A 17,860-nucleotide genomic window follows, 5' to 3' on the forward strand; every position below is an offset into this window, starting at 1 on the left:
GAGGTGATAAAGTGAATATAGGTGACATTAATTATGATTTAAAAACAGTTAAACCAAGAGTTTTCCTATGCCGCCCTGATAAAAAGACAATCGCACCACTAAGTGAAGCCTATGATATTAGCTATAGTACAAAACTATCTGTATTAAATGAACTATCATTTAAGATTCCAACTGTTATTTTTCAAGACGGTGTGCCAATGGACAATAAAAATATACAAGCGATTAAAAACCGTTATTTATTTAAACTGAAATTTGGTCCTATTACTGAATACTTTCTATTAAATGAATCGAACAAATCGTATAGTGATGATGAATATATACAGTATTCTGCCCTATCGTTAGGTGTGCAATTAAGTGACAAAAATATTAGAGACTTCGAGGTAGTTAGTAAAACACTTGCACAAATAGCTACAGAAATATTGTCTTCTACTAATACGAAATGGAAGATTGGTTATGTCGATAGCTTTTTCGAAACGTATCGAAGCTACGAAGTATCCTCTAATAATATATTAGAAATAATTTATGATTTAGCAAACCTATGGAATGCACTTATTGTGTGGGATACGATTAAATGTGAAATACACTTCTATAGACCTGATAATATTGGTAACAATAAAGGATTTTATATTCGGGATGGCAAATATTTAGAAAGCTTTAATTTGTCTACCAATACGATTGATACAATCACTCGATTAAAGGTATATGGTCAAGAAGGTCTAACTATTCATCGCTTAAATCCAACAGGCCAGTCTTATTTAGAAGATTTTAGATTCTACCTTTATCCTTTTAAACAAGAAAATGGAGTCGTCGTTAGCCATTCAGAATATTTGAGTGATGAGCTTTGCATAGCATTAGAAGATTACCATACATTAGTTGATTCATTAGCAGAAAAGTTTACTTATTTAACTACAGTAATCACAACACAAACAGCGATTATTCAAACAGAAAATCAACGACTCAGCACTTTAATTACACAAAAAGTCATTATAGAGGATGAATTAGATTTATCTAACGCCAATTTTCAATCCAACTCCCCCGCCCACTTGGTTATTATTAGTCGATTAGAAGTAAAAAGAAATGAGATTTCCAATCAAGAAGCATTTATTCGAGAATTAAATTATCAACTAAAAAAATACGAAGATGAGTTGGAACAATTAAGAAATCAATTACAAAGAGAAAGTAATTTCTCTAATGATCAGCTAGCTGAGTTATCTAATTTTGAAATCGAGAAAGAATATACGAATGACTCAATTGTCGATGATCAAGATTTATTAGAAGAAGCGCAAGAAATTTTTAGGCAATACTTAGAGCCTAAAATTAAATTAGATATGAATATCATTGATTTTTTAACTGTCGTAGAATGTCAAAATGATTGGGATAAGCTCAATTTAGGTGATATCGTTTCTGTCCGTTACGATCGATTACAAGTAGATATAAAAGCTAAAATAATGGAAATTACATATGACTTTGAAAGAGAAAGCATTTCGGTTATTATCACCAACGAAATTGATGAAAAAAATACTTGGTTAGAGCAGCTTAGCAAAGCTGGTAATACCTCTACCCTCGTCCAAATGGAAAAATGGAAATGGAATCTTTCCGAAAAAAACAACGGGGCCATCAATGACATCATTAATAATAAATGGGACTCGTTAAAAAATGCAGTGATGGCAGGCTATAATCAGCAAATTGAAATCAATGAACGTGGTATTACAGTAAAAGATTTAACGGATCCTTTAAGCTGGTTAGTCATCCAAAATGGATTTTTAGCCATTACAAATGATAACGGCAACTCATGGAAACATGCTATTTCGAAAGATGGTATATTTGGCGAGCGAATTTTCGGTAAGATTATTTCTGGTGTGAATTTAATCATCGAGGATGAATCAGGTATTTGGCTGACACAAGGTTCACGTACAACAATTTATAATCGGAACGGTGATGAAGTAATGCGTTTGGGGCTAGTGACAGATGAGCCAGACCCAGAATGCTTTGGATTAACTTCATGGAATGATATTACGAAGGTTGCTATTACAACTTGTGAAGGATTTTCAGTTAGTCAAAAAGACGGTGATGCATGGAAGAAAATTTTATGGGCGAATACAGACGGAACATTATATTCTCGAAACATGGTAGCTGAAAATATTAAAATCGTAAATAACCTTGACCAATTAATTTTAGATGCTGAAAATAATTATTTTGATATTGGTTTATTTGACAAAATTGTTGCAGATGGAAAATTAACGACGCTTGAAAAATTGGAGCTTATTAAAGAATTATATAAAATTCACTCCGACTACCAGCTACTACTTCAACAAGCACAAAAGTATATACGAAGTGAACGAGATAATGAGACAGATGTAAATGGCCCGTTTGATACAACTACCCAAACCTTCCCTACTGTCTATTCGATAACAGATCGATACTCAACAAACAAAGTTAAAGAAGTATATTTGACATTAATGAACTACATAGCTAGCTACATCAAAATCTTAAAGAACGGTTATCTTGAGTCTCAAAACTTAGAAATTGATATGACAGACCCCCTTACTGAATCCACGAGCCCTATTGAAGATCGTGGTTTTTTTGTGCAAAAGTTTAAAGACTATTACGATGAGGCAACACGTTTACGACAAGCAATCGAAGACTCCTTGTTTTATTCAGGCATTCATATGGGTTCTTATAATAATAATTTAATCATGAATGAATTTGGGTTTATCGCTGTTCGAAATGATGGCAAATACCGCGCTTTCCTCAATGCGACAAATGGTCTTGCCCTGCAAAAGTGGGAAAATAATCAATGGGTAAGTAAATTATTTGCTACACTCGGCGACAAACAATGGGAAGACGGTACCCTCTACGCTGACGGACTAGTCACAAAAAATCTTCGTATTGTAGACGGTGATTTAGGTGATGCCATTACGCTTGATTGGAAAGATGGTATTACAATCTACGGAAAAAATAGAGAGAGAATTAAGCTTAACGCCAATGAAGCAATTTCTATTTATGTAGGAGAAGAGAAGAAATTTTACGTTGGCACTGATGGTAGACTTTATGCCAAAGATATAACCACTCACAATCTTAAAATTGTGGACGGGTCTTTAGGAGAGAAAATCATTTTCGACCAAACTAAAGGCATTACGATCAATGGGGATAACGGTGAACAAATACGGTTAAATGCTAATGAAGGAATCGCCATTGATGCCAAAGGTGACAAGCGTATTTGGATTGGTAAAGATGGGCTTATTTACGCGAAAAAGCTTCTAATTATGGGAAGTGATAGCGATGAAATTATTAAAGATGTGGATGGCAGCTATATTTCAGATTTAACCGTCAATAAATTAAAAACACTTAATTCCAATCAACCACAAGACTTTATTCATATTAAGGACAATTTCTTTAAAATTAAAACTAATTATGGAGGTGCCGAAAAAGATAAACTTACGATTACAGTAAAAGATACAGGAGATGCTGCTTACCCACATATGACTTGGGGGGCTGGCGGTGATACAGGCTCAGGAAATAATGTTGGCTACCAGTACAAAAAAAGTGATGGTTTTTATTTTGATTATGTAGGCACTGATGGCCAAAAACGAGAATTTGCACTTAAAAATGGCGATGAATCTATTTTAATGAAAACACCTCATTCTATGAACTTTGATGGAAAAAACATTAATTTCAAAGCTTCCACTGCAATTACTTTAGCCGTAGGAGAAAACAAAATCATCATAAATGGTGAGGGCGTTAAAGTGAATGGTACTCGAATCAACTTAAACTAAGGAGGCGATAGCATGCCTGAAGTAGCAATAAAAGGCGCAAAAATACAAAATAGTATTGCTCCTAATCATATCCGAATAAAGAAACTGAATCCTGATACTATTCCCCCTTACTCCTCCTATTTTTATGATTACATTAACGCAACCATTGAAGGAGAAATTAGTGAAGGCAGTACCAATGTATTTGTCAATGGAAAAGAAGTGACGTTCTCAGGCGCCAAAACAACCGAAAGAGATGATTATCAGCTTCCTGGTGGTTGGTCTTATGATAGCGGTGCTCATACAAGTACGAATGGTTCAGTTAAAAATGGCAGCCCTACTGTTTTTATTAATGGGAAACCATTAGCGAGAAAAAGTGATGCGATTGAAACGCACGCTGGCTCAAGCTCAATCATTACTGACGGCTCTAGCAACGTCTTTGCTAATTAAAAAAAAGCAAGAAAGAAGGTGATACATTGTCATTACCTATTAACTATTTAGAATTTAATAACCCTATCCATATCGTTTGGAGAAAAGGTTCACCTAACGACCCTTTTATCGATAGACTGGATATTGCCCGTGTAGTAAATCAACGTGTGTGCTTATTAGAAATTCCTGATGAAATGTTTAAGGTGCGTATTATAGATATGCTTGAAATAAACTACGAAGCATTTATTAAACATAACCTTAGTCATAATGAGTTTTATGTTGACTATACGAATGGCTTTGTTTATTTCCATCAATCAAAAGAAGCTGAGACACTTTCAATTATTTATAAAGGAAGAGGCCTTATCCTCTACCCTTCCACACGTATCATTCATTATGATGGTACAACTGCGACTGAATCATTGCATGACATTATTGAAAAAAGTAAATCACAAGTACAGGAATTAATTGATCGTACAGATACTTATGAAAATTATTTAAAGCGTCTTGTGATTGCCATTAACGATGCTAATAGTGCAACAGACCAGGCATTAATCGCAACACAAAAAGCGCAGGATGCCACAGAATTAGTCAAAGATGCGTATGAAACGACTGTTTTAATTTATCAGCCTTATGTTAATACATATAACGATATTGCAAAAAAATATCCATACCCTGAAGTTGGCTGGACAACACAAGTTTTTGATACAGGTATACGTTATCGTTGGAACGGAAAAGATTGGATCCCAATTGACGCATTGGGGGGAAATATTCCTTTAGCCAGTGAACTATTAAACGGCTTAATGAGTAAAGAACATTATATTAAATTAAAAAGTATTACGGAATTTGTTAACGATAAAACGATGGTATTTGTTATCCCGAAAGATATTTTAGAAGGTGTGCAAGACCCTCATATTGTTTTTGATTATGCTGGCGAAATTGGCGAAATCAAAGCTTCCGTTTCATCAATAGGCTTAGAACCAACCCCTATTTGGGTACAAAAATCAGCTAACTTCACAGATTGGTTCGATGTAACCGATAACCCAATAATGATTAGAGAAAATAATAATCTTGATGATCAATCTCATACTTTAACAGCACATACCGTGGAAAAAGGTGATATTTTTAGATTATATATCCCCTCCTTCTCTGTTGATGCCCAAAATTTATCAGTCAATGTCAAAATCATGTTAAACGACTCTTTAAACTCTTAGTGAGGCTTAAAGAGTTTTTATTATATAAAAAACAAAATGAACTAGAAAGAAGGAATTTATTTATGTCTAACCAACCCATCGTATCATGGTATGAAGGTACAAACGAAAAATCAAAAGAAGTCAACTACACAGTAGACTACAAAACTGTTGATGCTGCTTCCCAATCAGATACAAAGATATTCTATATTTGGAACAACCGAGGGGGAACAACCGATGCACCTAAAATGGAAGAAGTAACATTTACAACACGTGACCGAAGTGGTGGAACAGGCGATTTAGAAGGAAAGATTGTAGAAGCTGTAAAAGACAATTGGTTCCATGTCCGTGTTGATAGCCTATCAGAGTCCCGTTTCTTACCTGTTGGTAAAGGTGGAAATCCTCTTAATCCCTCTGGTACTAAGGACTTAGGCACAAACGGTACTACAACAAATATACACGCTGCAACTGCACAAGTTTGGTCTGCAGGAACAGCAATGACACTAGATGCTTACGTTCAACCAACGTCAAATAATAATTATATTTATAAAGTATCGAAAGCAGGAACGACAGGCGCAACACAGCCCTCATGGCCAACTGTAGAAGGCAACGCTATTATGGATGGAACAGTAGAATATTTGGCAATTAAAATTGATAAAACACCAAAGGCTAAAGAAATTTTAGGTTTAGCCAATGTTACCAATGATGCAGGAACAAACGTTGACCTAGCAGGTGGTAACTTTGTTAAGATTTCTGTTTATGCTGATGTTCCGATGAATGCGTCTGCAGGTAAAAACCAATTAATGCAACGTGTATCTTATCGTTACGTATAAAAAATAGAATAGTTTAACAGGGTAAGGGCCAGTCCCCTACCCTTTTTTCATACAATAAAAAACACTTCAATGCAATGAAGGAGATAGATAAAACATGTTATTCACAACTGCCGAAAACTATCAAGCCATTAATCTTCCCTTTAATTGGAACGCTGATTACGCCAATGGTAAAAACTTCGCTGAGTATGATTTACTTACGCATAAAAAAAATGATTTTTATTTAATTCAGAAAAACCAGGTTATTCGTTTTGGTTTGTTTGGGCAAAGGATGAAATTTTATTTTGAAATGTCAGATGGCTCCTTCAACATAAACGGTAGAAAAATTGAAGTTGCTTACGTAAAGGAAGATGGCAAAACTTATCCTTTAACAACTAACTTCGAACAAAAAGACCTTATCACATATAAAGAAGCCTTTACTGATTTTAGTAGTCAACAAGGTGTTCAACGTTCGAATATCAAATCGATACATTTTGGCTATAAAACAAATTATAAAAAAGATGATATACAACTGTTTTTCCAGCCTACTGTAGCTTTGCCCTTTAACGAGCGTGCTTTCATTGAAGTAAAACTCACTTCGAATAAACCAATGAACGGTTATTTGCTATTCCAATCAAACGGAACAGAAGTGGGACGCTTTTACGCTCCATTGGCAGCTAATAGAGTTGGGCAAATTAACTGGATCATTAAATAATTCACGAAAGGAAGAATGTAATGAAACGATTTTGGCTGCAACTACCTGAAAAAAGCGATGTTTTGGAGATTACGGCATCTAACAATAAGTTTTCATTATTTGAATCATCCACTGAACGTAGCTACACAATAGCCGTAGGAAAATACACATTAGAAAAGCTAATCGAAATGTTTACACGTGAAGGCTTAGTTGCCAGAATTGGGCAGATAAATGCAGATATGAAAGCTAAATTTCTTGTATTGTTTTTAAATCAATCATTTACGAACGTTCATGGGAGCTTTATTACGTTCATTGGAGGAATAGAATCGATTGATACTGGAGATAGACAAGAAGAAAGTATTATTCATTAAGAAAGGAGGATGCTCTATGTCGTTAATAGGCGGTAATCTGGAGAAAAAAGAAATAGGTCTAGCTCTCAGTGTATCTGGAACTTATAAAAATACTGAAATAGACAAGACAACTGGACATTTGCGATTAACACAAATCGATGTGGATAGTACAGAAAACCCAATCTATGCAGCAGAAGGCAGCTGGACTTCAGATGTAATCAATCTCGGTGATATATTTAACAGCTACGAAAAAGTATTTACAACAAATACTATGAATGGTTTAAGTTCTTTTGCAGTATTAACAAGAGTTTCAGATAACGGGGCGAATTGGTCAGATTGGTTACCACTTGCAATGGACGGAACAATTCAGTCTGATATGAAACAGTACATTCAAGTAAGAATCGATTTATTTGCAGGGTTTGTGTCGGATGTATTTGTTATTGCTAAAGGGGATTTTGAGGATAACCCATATATTAAAAAACACACAAATATAGTTGGAGACTATGTTGTTCCAAAATTAACTTCCAATACATCATCACAAACGGGTTTGGCGTTCTCTGAAACAATTTATAGCACATCCTTTGCAGCCTGGAAAGCATTTAGTGGAATTGATAACTCCGAAAGCTATGTTACAAAAAGTGGTGTTATTGAAGGCTTTTTAGGATTCTATTTTAATAATGAAATTAGAATAAATAAATATAAAGTTAGAAGTATGGCAGGAGCTTATTTAAGTTCTATGCCAAAAAATTGGGTGCTAGAAGGAAGTTTAAATACAACTGATGGTATTAATGGTACTTGGATAGAACTAGACAAAAGATCAAATCAATCCTGGTCAACAAACAATACGGACAAAGAATATGAGTTCTTCAATAATATTAAGTACAGGTCATATAGAATAAAATGGACTGCAAATAATGGCCATGCAAGCTACACTGGAATTGGCGCATTAAACTTCTATCAATCTTCCGAATCAACATTATTATTAAAAAGAGACTACGGTTTTAACATGAATATTGATTCAACAAGGTTAGAGTCAGGTAGTATTCACAGACAACAGATAACTCGTAGTCAATGGATAAGCATTGATAGATTGGATGTGAAAAGACAATGACAACATGGAATCCTATTGAAAAAGGCGCAACTATAACTCTCAGCAATGAAAACTTAACAGCTAATAACATACTTCAACAAAGCTCAGTTAAATCAACTGACCCAAAAACTAGTGGAATATGGTTTTGTGAGGTTAAGGTTGATGCATTAAATTACAACTGCATAGGTATAGGTTCAAATGACCTTCCTATGACTAGTGCGATAGGTACAAACGCCAATTATTTTTTTTACTACTACAATGGGGCAAAATACAACAGTGGTGTGGCGACTACTTACGCCCCCGCCTATGCGGTTGGGGATATTATTGGAATCTTAGTAGATTTTAATAATGGAGAGCTTACATTCTATAAGAATGGTGTCAACTTAGGAGTAGCATATAACAATATTAATAAACTCTCGAGTTTCTGTATTATAGCATCAAGTGGAACTACAACAGGTAATGGTGGCTTTACTGCTAACTTTGGCGCAACACCTTTTAAATATCCACCTAATTCAAATGACTTACCTTTAGGGGTTAAAAGTTATGATGATTCACAATTTATTTCATACGAAAGTAAATCATTTATTTTACACAACGGAATTTTCAAAAAATACAATAAAAAAATACCTTCTGATGGAGGGGAAAAATTAATTGCACCAATGACCAAACCTACACAAGATGGTATCACTATTACACAATCTAGTAGTGATGGCGCTAACTATGGCTATCTTGCTACTAGCCCCACTAGTGGTTGGATTTCTAGTAGTGGAGCAACACCTACTAACCCTGAATGGATAACTATTGACTTTGGTTTTGGGAATGAAAAAGTAGTTACCTCATATGAAGCAAAAGCTTATCTGGGAACAGCGTATATAACAAAACATAAGTTTCAAGGCTCAAACAATGGTGTTGATTTTGTTGATTTATTTGACACAACAGAACATATGACAGCTACCTTAAAAAAATATAGGTTCTCAAACGATATAGCATATAGATTTTACAGAATATATGCGTATGGAAGCTCAGGAGGAAACGGTAGGGCTTCATTAGGAAATGTTCAGTTAATTCAAAAACCTACGCCTATCAAAAATCCATTTTGGTCAGATTTTTCAACAACACTTACTAATTCAATTCAGTTTTCAGAACATGGAATGGGCAGCCTAGCACCTTTTACTAGAGAAATCACAGAGATTGAACCTATTGCAATGACAGAGAGAAGTGATATTTTAAGTGTTGGTGAAGTTGGTAAGGTGTTTAGTGAAACTATTGATTTAAAGAAATATATAGATATTAGAGCTATAAAAACTGAGGTGAGATGATGTCAACTTGGATTGATAACACAAGCACACAGGTAAATTATATCAACACAAGCTTAATTATTAATAACTCTAATTTACTAAACCAATTACTAAACCAATCGACAACAACAAGTAATAAAAGCTTTGGGACAAAAGAATATAGGAAATAGGATACCGCATGTGATACCTCTACTAGTATTGTGACATATTCTTTTCATAACTCTAGTTCTTTTAAGTTCTAAAAAACTTCATTAAATATGGTAAATTCCCTGAGGTTATCAAAAATAACGTAAAAGCTAATAGAGCTTTTATGTTACAAAATGGTCTCTCTAGTGGAGGGCATAGACTTTTAGCTAAAAGCTTAGACAAAAAACCTAAAACATAATGTTTAATTAATAAAAAAGGAGTGTATCGTTAGAAAATGGCTAATTTGTATTTAAAAGTAGAGGGTTCAGGAGGTGGTTCTAGTGGCAGTGGTATGAGTTCCATTGAGGTGTATGACCAAAAGGGCTCTTTAGTTCAGCTTACAAAAAATCATGTAGTTGAAACTAATGCCATCTATAGAACTGACGACATAGGATACCTTCACATGCTTCAAACAAAAGGTTCTTTACCTCCATACAATACTAATTCAGGTGGAATTTATTACACTATAAAACTTCCTGAATATATTAAAAGCTTTGCGAAAATATTTCTAAAGAATTGGGGAAACAGTTCTTACGACATTAGAAACATAAAAATCAGTATTTCATATGACAATATTAGTTATGAGCAAATTTATTATGATACTTTAGCAACTAATGAGGAAAAAGTTGTGTTACAAAATTATTCCCCACTTAGGAGATATTTTTTATTTCGATCAAATTATAAAATACATTCGCTCTTATATAGCGATGAATTTGAACCACTAATTATGACCTCTTATAATACACCATCACCATATGTAATAACATCTAGTGGCGATTTTAATTCAGGCTATTCTTGTTGGAAGGCTTTTAATAATACAAATAGTGGTTCTGGTGACTCATGGATTACCACAAGTGGAATCCCTCTAGGATGGATTCAAGTTAATTTTGGAACTAGTAAAAGATATAATAAAATATCTTTCACAACAAGAGATTACTCAGACAGTAACATTACTTCGCCAAAAGAGTTTAAGATTCTAGGCTCTAATGACAATTTGGTATGGACAGAGTTATCATTAATAGAAAACCAAACAAATTGGAAGCAAAATGAGACTAGAATATACGAGTTTAATAATTCAAAAGCTTACCAATACTATAGGCTTCAAATAACAGTAGCAAACTCATCATCTTACTCTGCTATTGGCAAATTGATTTTTGGCTACAGAGGGCTATCTCTATTAAATCTAAATAACAATTCAGAAAGAAGTTTTTCTGACTATGGTGTAAAGAGCTTAAAGAGTCTTAATATTCCTATAGGCGTAGTATGTTATGTGTTGCAAGATAGTGAGAAAAATACTCTTACAACAAAACAATTAGACAAGAAACCACTCAGCATTAGATTTAACTAGTGCTGAGTTTTTATTTTGATAAACTTTAGAAGGTGAAAAAATGACAATCGAAAAAGTAATTTGGAATATTGATGATACAGACTCGGGTCTTACAATTACTGATGATTTATCAATATCTTTTACAGGTTCAAATACTTATAGAGGGGCTAAGGCGAATATAGGTAGAAAAAGTGGAAAATGGTATTTTGAGTTTTTAATTAAAGGAGTATCTTCTTATATAAATGCTATAGGTGTTGCAACAAGAACACAAGCACTAACAGGATTTGATAATGCAAGTGGATTCACAGCAACTAGAGCTTACGGAAATAATGCAAGTAAACTCTCTCCCTATACAACAGGATATGGTGTAACTTACACAACAGGCGACACTATTGGTGTATCGCTAGATTTAGATAATAAAACCATTGAGTTTTCAAGAAATGGTATCTCACAAGGAGTTGCATTTACTAATTTAGGAGATGATACTTGGTTTCCTTATGTAGTAGGGATAAACACTGATTTTAAAATAACAGCGAATTTTGGTGCTACCCCATTTATCTACCCTATACCACAGGGTTATGAACCATATGTAGGAAAGACTATCGTACGTTTACTACTAAAAAATAACAACACCTTTTACTCATTATCAGACAAGACAATTGTTCATCTTCCTAATTCTTCGACTCAAAATATAGTTTTATGGGGTATTGAGAAAGACACAGAAATTCATTTAGATGTGCCTTTCACTAAACAAAACTACCCTAATGATTTAAGTAGCTTTGGGAACAACATAGAAGATAGGATTGTGTCCTCGCAAACAATAAAAAAACCAAAGAAAATTATCTTAAAAATATAAATAGAACACATTAAAAGAAAGGAAATGATTAATTTGTCAGAGCTTGTGTGGTATGAAACTAATATGTCTTCTAACACCTCTCCTTCCCCATTGGTTGCGAGTGCTAGTAGTGAGTTTTCCAGTGCTTTCAATGCATTTAGAAGTATCGAAAACAATAGCTACTGGGGAACAGACAACTATAGCCAAAATAACGCTTGGTTAAAAATAGATTTTGGTGAGTTAAAAATTGTAGATAAATTTAGAATAAAAGGTCATTCTGCACTTACAGAAAACCCCAAAACACTAAGGCTTGATTATTCACTTGATAATATTACTTGGACTAAAATATATGAAAGTATAGAAACTTCATGGACACCCTATGAAATACGAGAATTTAATGTGCCAAAAACAATTGGAAGATATTTTAAACTAACTGTAGTAAATAATCATGGTTCTTCATATTCATCAATAAATAAACTACAATTCGGATTCTATGACATGCTTGCTAAATTTACCATTCAGTCTAACTCTGATTTTTTTAGTTTTGATACGTCAACAAAAACCTTAATTCATCTACCGAATAGTTCTGCTTCAACACTTATGAAATATGGAGTAGACAAGAATAAAGAAATTGATTTAACTACTCAATATAAGAATCACCTGTATGTTACATATGATGTAGCAAGTGGTATATTCAATGAATCTACTGTAGTGGTAGCAGATGGGTTCTCAGTTTATGACTATTTAGTTAATAACCCTATAATTAAAGTGATTTCTGAAACTGATATTGCAACAATCGAAACAGAAGTAGACCTTTACAGTGTTTATGAATATATCGGTGATTTACCTGAGGTAGTAATTTACACAGAGGATAAAAAAGATGTTATCGTATCCACAACTACCGAACCTTTCGACATTTACGATGAATTCGGTGATAGTGTCGAGGTGCTTTACTACACAGACGATACAGAGGTCACAAATGCTGACTTAATTTTAGAAGCAAACTACTCCCCTCTCGATGAATTAGAAGGCGATTTCGAAGTTGTGACGTGGACTGATGAAGCACCTGAGACTGCACAGAGAGTGCTTGAAATGCAAGCTATACCTAAACCTCAGTTCATTAAGCTGGTCAACCCGAAGCGGATTTATGGTGCTTTGGATGATGTTATAGTTAATGATATCTCTCAATCCTATCGGGATGAAGCTCGTTATTTTATTTCAGGTACAGATACCACAAAGTGGTATGTATGGGATAGTATACTCAAAAAGTTTATTATTGCAGATGCTTCTAGTGAAGAAGCTATTATCGCAAATGGCATGAAACATACAGACTTAAATAACATTACTGACACAGAATGGCGGACATGGAATGAGCAGCACTTAAACATTGGGATTTTCTTAAAAGACAATCCTCGTGATACGATCGTTTCTGTTGTTGAAAATGTTTCATATGAAGATTACCTTCCTCGCCATACAGCAGCAATTCAGGACACAAGTTTATATATTTTAAATACAACAGCAAAAATAGATATTGCTTTCAATGGAAATGTTCTTAAAGGTGTGTTAAGTGATGATGATTTAACACGGGTACAATATCGGGTATTGCTGAACAACCGCAACTTCTACCCTTCTGATGGTAGCTTTACAAAGCTAGGTGAATCTCCTCAAAACATTGAATTAGTAATCCGAAGTAAGGACATTAAAATTGATGATTGGAATACTTTAAAAGTTGAGTTTAAAGACTACTTTGGTACTACAGATTATTGGTCAACAAACTTTATGGGTACATACTCTGGACTTATGTTTAAAGATGTCTACGGTGAATACTTTTCTAATGAAATAGGAGACGTATTAAAGTATCTTGATTTTGGTGTCATTATAGCAGGCCAAACGACAATCGAGCACGAGGTAATCCTAAAAAATCAATACGGCTATGATGTTAAAAATGTGCACTTGTTTGCAAATACAGCTAATTTCCCAACCGAAATGACAGTTGAATTCAGTCAAAGTCAGTCACCTTTTATACCTCATCCAGATTTAAAGCTGAGTGGTGTGCTTGCAAATAATGCTGAAATGCCCTTCTTTATTCGGTTAAAAACAAAATTAGGTTCAACGCCTGACGCAAATGGATCGTTTGACATTATCGTGAGAGCAGATAAAGCCTAATCACAATACAATGTGATAAGGAAGTGAAAATATGAATGAGGACAATAATAATGAAATAGTTAAGGATCTTCCACTACATCCAAAAACCGATGAAATCGTTAACGGAAGCTTGCATGATCATTTGCTAGGAACTGAACCTGCTCCTAACCTTAGCAATAGTTTTAAGGCAAAGTATAGTTTAATTGCGGTTGACAACGCTGATATTCATACAGAAATTATTTCAAGACCTGAAAAAAATGCAGATATTGATACGGAAATTATCCCTCGTGCCTATAATGAAACTTCGAAAGAAATACACATCAATATTATGTACCGGGGTAATGCTGAAGTGCTAACTGAGATTCAACCAATTGGATATAACAACCTTTTAGCTGAAATTGAAGTTCCACCACATAATAGAATGTCTGCCATCTATGAAGTTCAACAACCACCAATTATTACAGATAGTTTCACTCCAACTCAAGACGCTTTTACACGTGAAAAAACAGAATATCAAACCATTAACTATGGTGAGTATAAATCTATGTTGGCAGGTCAAAGTCGTGATGACATTTGGCGATCATTTATACAATTTGATGTGACTTCAATCAATCCATCGTATGTTTTAACAAGTGCATATGTAAGGATGTACTACAGTGGTAGTATTCCAAAAGGAATTACGCTTGAACTTTTAAACGCTGGTAGTAAATGGTCTGAATATAGTATTACGCACTTAAATCGCCCTACGCCTATTCAGTTAATTACAAAAGAATTCACTATTAATGAACAAGCAGGCTACTTAGAATTCAATGTTTTCGATATCGTAAAAAGCTGGGTTGCGCTTCATCAAGTGAATAATGGTTTTATCATTCGTGTCTCGAATGAAATTACCGATGGATATGTGACCTTCCTTACAAGAGAATCACAGTTACCTCCTGAACTAGTAGTAGAGTATTTTGACTCTACAATATTTAGTTTTGGCAGAAGTCAGCACATTACTGAAATCTTTATTTATAAATCCCTGCCCTCGGATAAAGACACAGAAATCACCGTTGGTTCAACATTTGATAATTCTGAGTACCCAACATATCTTTACGTTCATCGCGTTGAAGTCCCTCTCGATGAAGATATTTTCGTAGAAATCAAAGTTAATAAACCATACATTCCTGCTGAGCTAGTGGTAGCAATTCCAGATGAAAGTAATATTTTGACTGAGGTTAGCGTTAAAGTATCAAAAGATCGTACCATTTGGTCGGATATAACTATTAATAAGCCAAGCATCCCTATCGAAATAATAGCCTCCCGAATAAAAGATGACGAGCATGAAACAGAATTAGTTATTAATAAACCTTTTATAGAAGCTGAAATCACTATTCCTACACATAGGGATAGCGATATTATAACTGAAATTGATATTAATACTATTTTTTCGAGTAATGTACATACAGAAATTCTTCTAAGTAAAGATACAATTCCTACAAAAATTTCTTCACGAGCTCTTGAAGATCATAATTTATATACAAAAATTGCTGTTTCAAAACCAAAGATTGAAGCGGAAATCGTAGTAAAACATCGAGACGATATTTGGGTTGAAATTGAACCCAATATTATTAGTGATCTTACAACTGAGATTGTTGTATCTAAGCCTGAAGTTGAAGCTTGTATTGCTATTAGAGTACAAAAAGATTTTGATTCAAATGCAGATATTTTTGTCTCTTACGTAAATGATATTAATACTGAGATTATAGCTCGCAAAGTCAGCCAATTACCTACAGATATTGATATTAAAGCTGTTAGTCAAACTGACACAAAAATATCTGTATCAAAGCCATATATCCCTACTCAAATTACAATTCCAACTTGGGATGAATCAGATATTTTAACGACAATTAAACCGAGAATATTAACTGTATACAATATTTATACTGTCATTAGGGTAAATGGCGGCGTTTCAGGCTATGCATTTATTATGTAAACAATGGAGAAAAAGGAGAAAGAACTATGATTATTAAAAATTACGAAATTAGTGAATTATATGCTTTTCTATTTAACCTCATTTTAAAAGGGAAAGAGTCACGAATGCGCACGCGCTTTCTCAAACTATTAGAAGATCAGCTAAATCTTGTAAATCAAGAAAGACAGCAATTAGTTGCTGATTATGCCGAAAAAGACGAAAATGAGGAAATTTTATATACCAAGGAATTTGTAGATGAAAAAGAAATTGAAGTTCCTATTTTTAGTCCAGATGCTGAAAAAGAAGTGCAAAGCCAAATTTTAACGTTACTTCAGGAAGATTTTATTATTGACGAAACTGCAGATAAAATTGAAATGCTACAGGTTTTACAAGAAATACTGTTGAATTTAGATTTAGAGTTCACTGGTAAAAAAGCAACTTTATATAATAGGTTTTGTGAAATTTTCGAGGACATACAATTACTTGAAAATTAATTGAAGCATTCTTTTAGGATAGTTGTGGACATACAATCCACTCTATCCTTTTATAATTTTTTAAAGTTGGTGATGAATGTGCAAAGCGAAAAACATGGGGAACGATTGGCTTCTGTAGAAGTAGAAATGAAGAATCATGAAAAACGAATTTCAAAATTAGAAGGTAATCATGAATTATTACAGCGTTTAACAGTCGTTTCAGAACAACAACAAGAAATGAATAAATACCAACAAATTCAATTAAATCGAATGGATAAAACCTTCAATAACATCAACATTAATCTAACTAAACTAAATATGTCACAAGTAGAGCTGCAAGATGATGTAAAAGGTATTGGTAAACGAGTAGATAGCATTGAAGAAGACTTAAAATATGAATCTGCAAAGGATAACCTTTCAATTAGTGACACAATCAAACAATATCTACATTGGTGGATACTTATCCCACTTACAATTATAGGTGCAGAAATTATTAAGTGGCTAGGTTTATAAAGAAAGGAATGGTATACCATGAAAATCAATTGGAAAGTCCGTATTTGTAACCCTCAATTTTGGATTACATTCGGATTATCAATTATTACTCCTTTATTCGCCTATTATGGCATCACTGGAGCTGATTTGACTACTTGGGGAAGTGTATGGACATTAATGGTTAACGCGCTTTCTAATCCCTACGTACTTGCTTTAATGGGCGTTAGTATCTATAACGCCGTTTTAGATCCTACAACGGCCAATCTCAGTGACTCTCAAAGAGCATTGGCATATGTAAAGCCGAAAAGAGATGATTTTAATGACAATAAATATTAAACAACTTTTAGTAACACCCTCAAAATATAATCTTAAATGTCCATATACTATGGATGCTCAATATTTAACGATACATAATACAGCGAATGATGCATCAGCAGCAAACGAAATCAATTATATGATTAGTAATAACCATCAGGTATCCTACCATTTTGCGGTAGACGATCAGGAGGTAATTCAGGGATTGCCTTTAAACCGGAATGGGTGGCATTGTGGAGATGGTAAAGGTCATGGAAACATGCAATCAATTGGTATTGAAATTTGTTATTCTAAATCAGGTGGTGAACGTTATACAAATGCTGAAAAATTAGCTATTCAATTCATAGCACAGCTTTTACAAGAACGTGGTTGGAAAATTGACAGAGTAAGAAAGCATCAAGATTGGAGTGGTAAATATTGTCCTCATCGAATTCTTGATGAAGGAAGATGGGCATCATTCTTAAATAGAGTTCAAAAAGAACTTGATAAATTGACTAGCAATAAAGGAGGCTTCACCGTGTCAC

15 protein-coding genes and 1 pseudogene are annotated in these 17,860 nt (G+C 34.0%); all 16 read left to right on the forward strand.

Going from position 1 to position 17,860, the window contains the following annotated elements; genetic code table 11:
• Positions 1-11 precede the first annotated feature (11 nt).
• On the forward strand, positions 12-3,776 hold the full coding sequence (locus ACIP9C_RS02670; protein WP_401008368.1) for a phage tail spike protein: 3,765 nt from the start codon (positions 12-14) through the stop codon (positions 3,774-3,776).
• A gap of 12 nt (positions 3,777-3,788) precedes the next feature.
• Positions 3,789-4,202, forward strand: a complete 414-nt coding sequence (locus ACIP9C_RS02675; RefSeq protein ID WP_401008369.1) for a PAAR domain-containing protein — start codon at positions 3,789-3,791, stop codon at positions 4,200-4,202.
• Between the two features lie 26 nt (positions 4,203-4,228).
• Entirely contained in the window at positions 4,229-5,392 is a 1,164-nt protein-coding gene (locus ACIP9C_RS02680; RefSeq protein WP_401008371.1) for a hypothetical protein, read from the forward strand.
• A gap of 62 nt (positions 5,393-5,454) precedes the next feature.
• Positions 5,455-6,201: a hypothetical protein gene (locus ACIP9C_RS02685; RefSeq protein WP_401008373.1), complete on the forward strand. Its 747-nt coding sequence runs from the start codon at positions 5,455-5,457 to the stop codon at positions 6,199-6,201.
• Positions 6,202-6,295: 94 nt separating this feature from the next.
• Positions 6,296-6,892, forward strand: coding sequence for a hypothetical protein (locus ACIP9C_RS02690; RefSeq protein WP_340825276.1), 597 nt, complete (start codon positions 6,296-6,298; stop codon positions 6,890-6,892).
• Between the two features lie 20 nt (positions 6,893-6,912).
• Positions 6,913-7,242 (forward strand): hypothetical protein, encoded by a 330-nt coding sequence (locus ACIP9C_RS02695; protein WP_401008375.1) that lies wholly within the window; start codon positions 6,913-6,915, stop codon positions 7,240-7,242.
• A 16-nt stretch (positions 7,243-7,258) separates the two neighbouring features.
• On the forward strand, positions 7,259-8,332 hold the full coding sequence (locus tag ACIP9C_RS02700) for a discoidin/SUN/FTP domain-containing protein (RefSeq protein ID WP_401008377.1): 1,074 nt from the start codon (positions 7,259-7,261) through the stop codon (positions 8,330-8,332).
• Positions 8,329-9,630, forward strand: coding sequence for an SPRY domain-containing protein (locus ACIP9C_RS02705; protein ID WP_401008379.1), 1,302 nt, complete (start codon positions 8,329-8,331; stop codon positions 9,628-9,630). Before ACIP9C_RS02700 ends, ACIP9C_RS02705 begins: the two co-directional genes overlap by 4 nt.
• Positions 9,631-10,030: 400 nt before the next feature.
• The gene (locus ACIP9C_RS02710) at positions 10,031-11,143 is read left to right on the forward strand and encodes a discoidin domain-containing protein (RefSeq protein ID WP_401008381.1); all 1,113 of its coding nucleotides are present in this window, start codon (positions 10,031-10,033) and stop codon (positions 11,141-11,143) included.
• Between the two features lie 40 nt (positions 11,144-11,183).
• Positions 11,184-11,978 carry an SPRY domain-containing protein gene (locus ACIP9C_RS02715; RefSeq protein WP_401008383.1) on the forward strand — a complete coding sequence of 265 codons (795 nt, stop codon included), beginning with the start codon at positions 11,184-11,186 and terminating at the stop codon, positions 11,976-11,978.
• A gap of 33 nt (positions 11,979-12,011) precedes the next feature.
• Positions 12,012-14,123 (forward strand): discoidin domain-containing protein, encoded by a 2,112-nt coding sequence (locus ACIP9C_RS02720; protein WP_401008385.1) that lies wholly within the window; start codon positions 12,012-12,014, stop codon positions 14,121-14,123.
• Positions 14,124-14,154: 31 nt separating this feature from the next.
• A complete protein-coding gene (locus ACIP9C_RS02725; protein ID WP_401008387.1) occupies positions 14,155-16,077 on the forward strand; it encodes a DNRLRE domain-containing protein in 1,923 nt (640 codons plus the stop codon).
• 26 nt (positions 16,078-16,103) lie between these two features.
• Positions 16,104-16,550, forward strand: a complete 447-nt coding sequence (locus ACIP9C_RS02730; protein WP_401008389.1) for a hypothetical protein — start codon at positions 16,104-16,106, stop codon at positions 16,548-16,550.
• Between the two features lie 78 nt (positions 16,551-16,628).
• Positions 16,629-17,042: a hypothetical protein gene (locus tag ACIP9C_RS02735; RefSeq protein ID WP_401008391.1), complete on the forward strand. Its 414-nt coding sequence runs from the start codon at positions 16,629-16,631 to the stop codon at positions 17,040-17,042.
• Positions 17,043-17,060: 18 nt separating this feature from the next.
• A complete protein-coding gene (locus tag ACIP9C_RS02740) occupies positions 17,061-17,357 on the forward strand; it encodes a phage holin (RefSeq protein WP_340825291.1) in 297 nt (98 codons plus the stop codon).
• Positions 17,341-17,832 (forward strand): annotated as a pseudogene (locus ACIP9C_RS02745) (peptidoglycan recognition protein family protein); the annotation flags it as partial. The gene ACIP9C_RS02740 and the pseudogene ACIP9C_RS02745, both read left to right, overlap by 17 nt.
• Between the last annotated feature and the right edge of the window lie 28 nt (positions 17,833-17,860).

This window comes from Lysinibacillus sp. NPDC093210, assembly GCF_044753985.1.
Classification (GTDB): Bacteria; Bacillota; Bacilli; order Bacillales_A; family Planococcaceae; genus Lysinibacillus.

Coding starts and splice junctions, on each gene's coding strand:
- ACIP9C_RS02710 (WP_401008381.1), top strand. CDS start 10,031: ATGGCTAATTTGTATTTAAAAGTAGAGGGTTCAGGAGGTGGTTCTAGT.
- ACIP9C_RS02715 (WP_401008383.1), top strand. CDS start 11,184: ATGACAATCGAAAAAGTAATTTGGAATATTGATGATACAGACTCGGGT.
- ACIP9C_RS02700 (WP_401008377.1), top strand. CDS start 7,259: ATGTCGTTAATAGGCGGTAATCTGGAGAAAAAAGAAATAGGTCTAGCT.
- ACIP9C_RS02685 (WP_401008373.1), top strand. CDS start 5,455: ATGTCTAACCAACCCATCGTATCATGGTATGAAGGTACAAACGAAAAA.
- ACIP9C_RS02705 (WP_401008379.1), top strand. CDS start 8,329: ATGACAACATGGAATCCTATTGAAAAAGGCGCAACTATAACTCTCAGC.
- ACIP9C_RS02730 (WP_401008389.1), top strand. CDS start 16,104: ATGATTATTAAAAATTACGAAATTAGTGAATTATATGCTTTTCTATTT.
- ACIP9C_RS02675 (WP_401008369.1), top strand. CDS start 3,789: ATGCCTGAAGTAGCAATAAAAGGCGCAAAAATACAAAATAGTATTGCT.
- ACIP9C_RS02740 (WP_340825291.1), top strand. CDS start 17,061: ATGAAAATCAATTGGAAAGTCCGTATTTGTAACCCTCAATTTTGGATT.
- ACIP9C_RS02690 (WP_340825276.1), top strand. CDS start 6,296: ATGTTATTCACAACTGCCGAAAACTATCAAGCCATTAATCTTCCCTTT.
- ACIP9C_RS02725 (WP_401008387.1), top strand. CDS start 14,155: ATGAATGAGGACAATAATAATGAAATAGTTAAGGATCTTCCACTACAT.
- ACIP9C_RS02695 (WP_401008375.1), top strand. CDS start 6,913: ATGAAACGATTTTGGCTGCAACTACCTGAAAAAAGCGATGTTTTGGAG.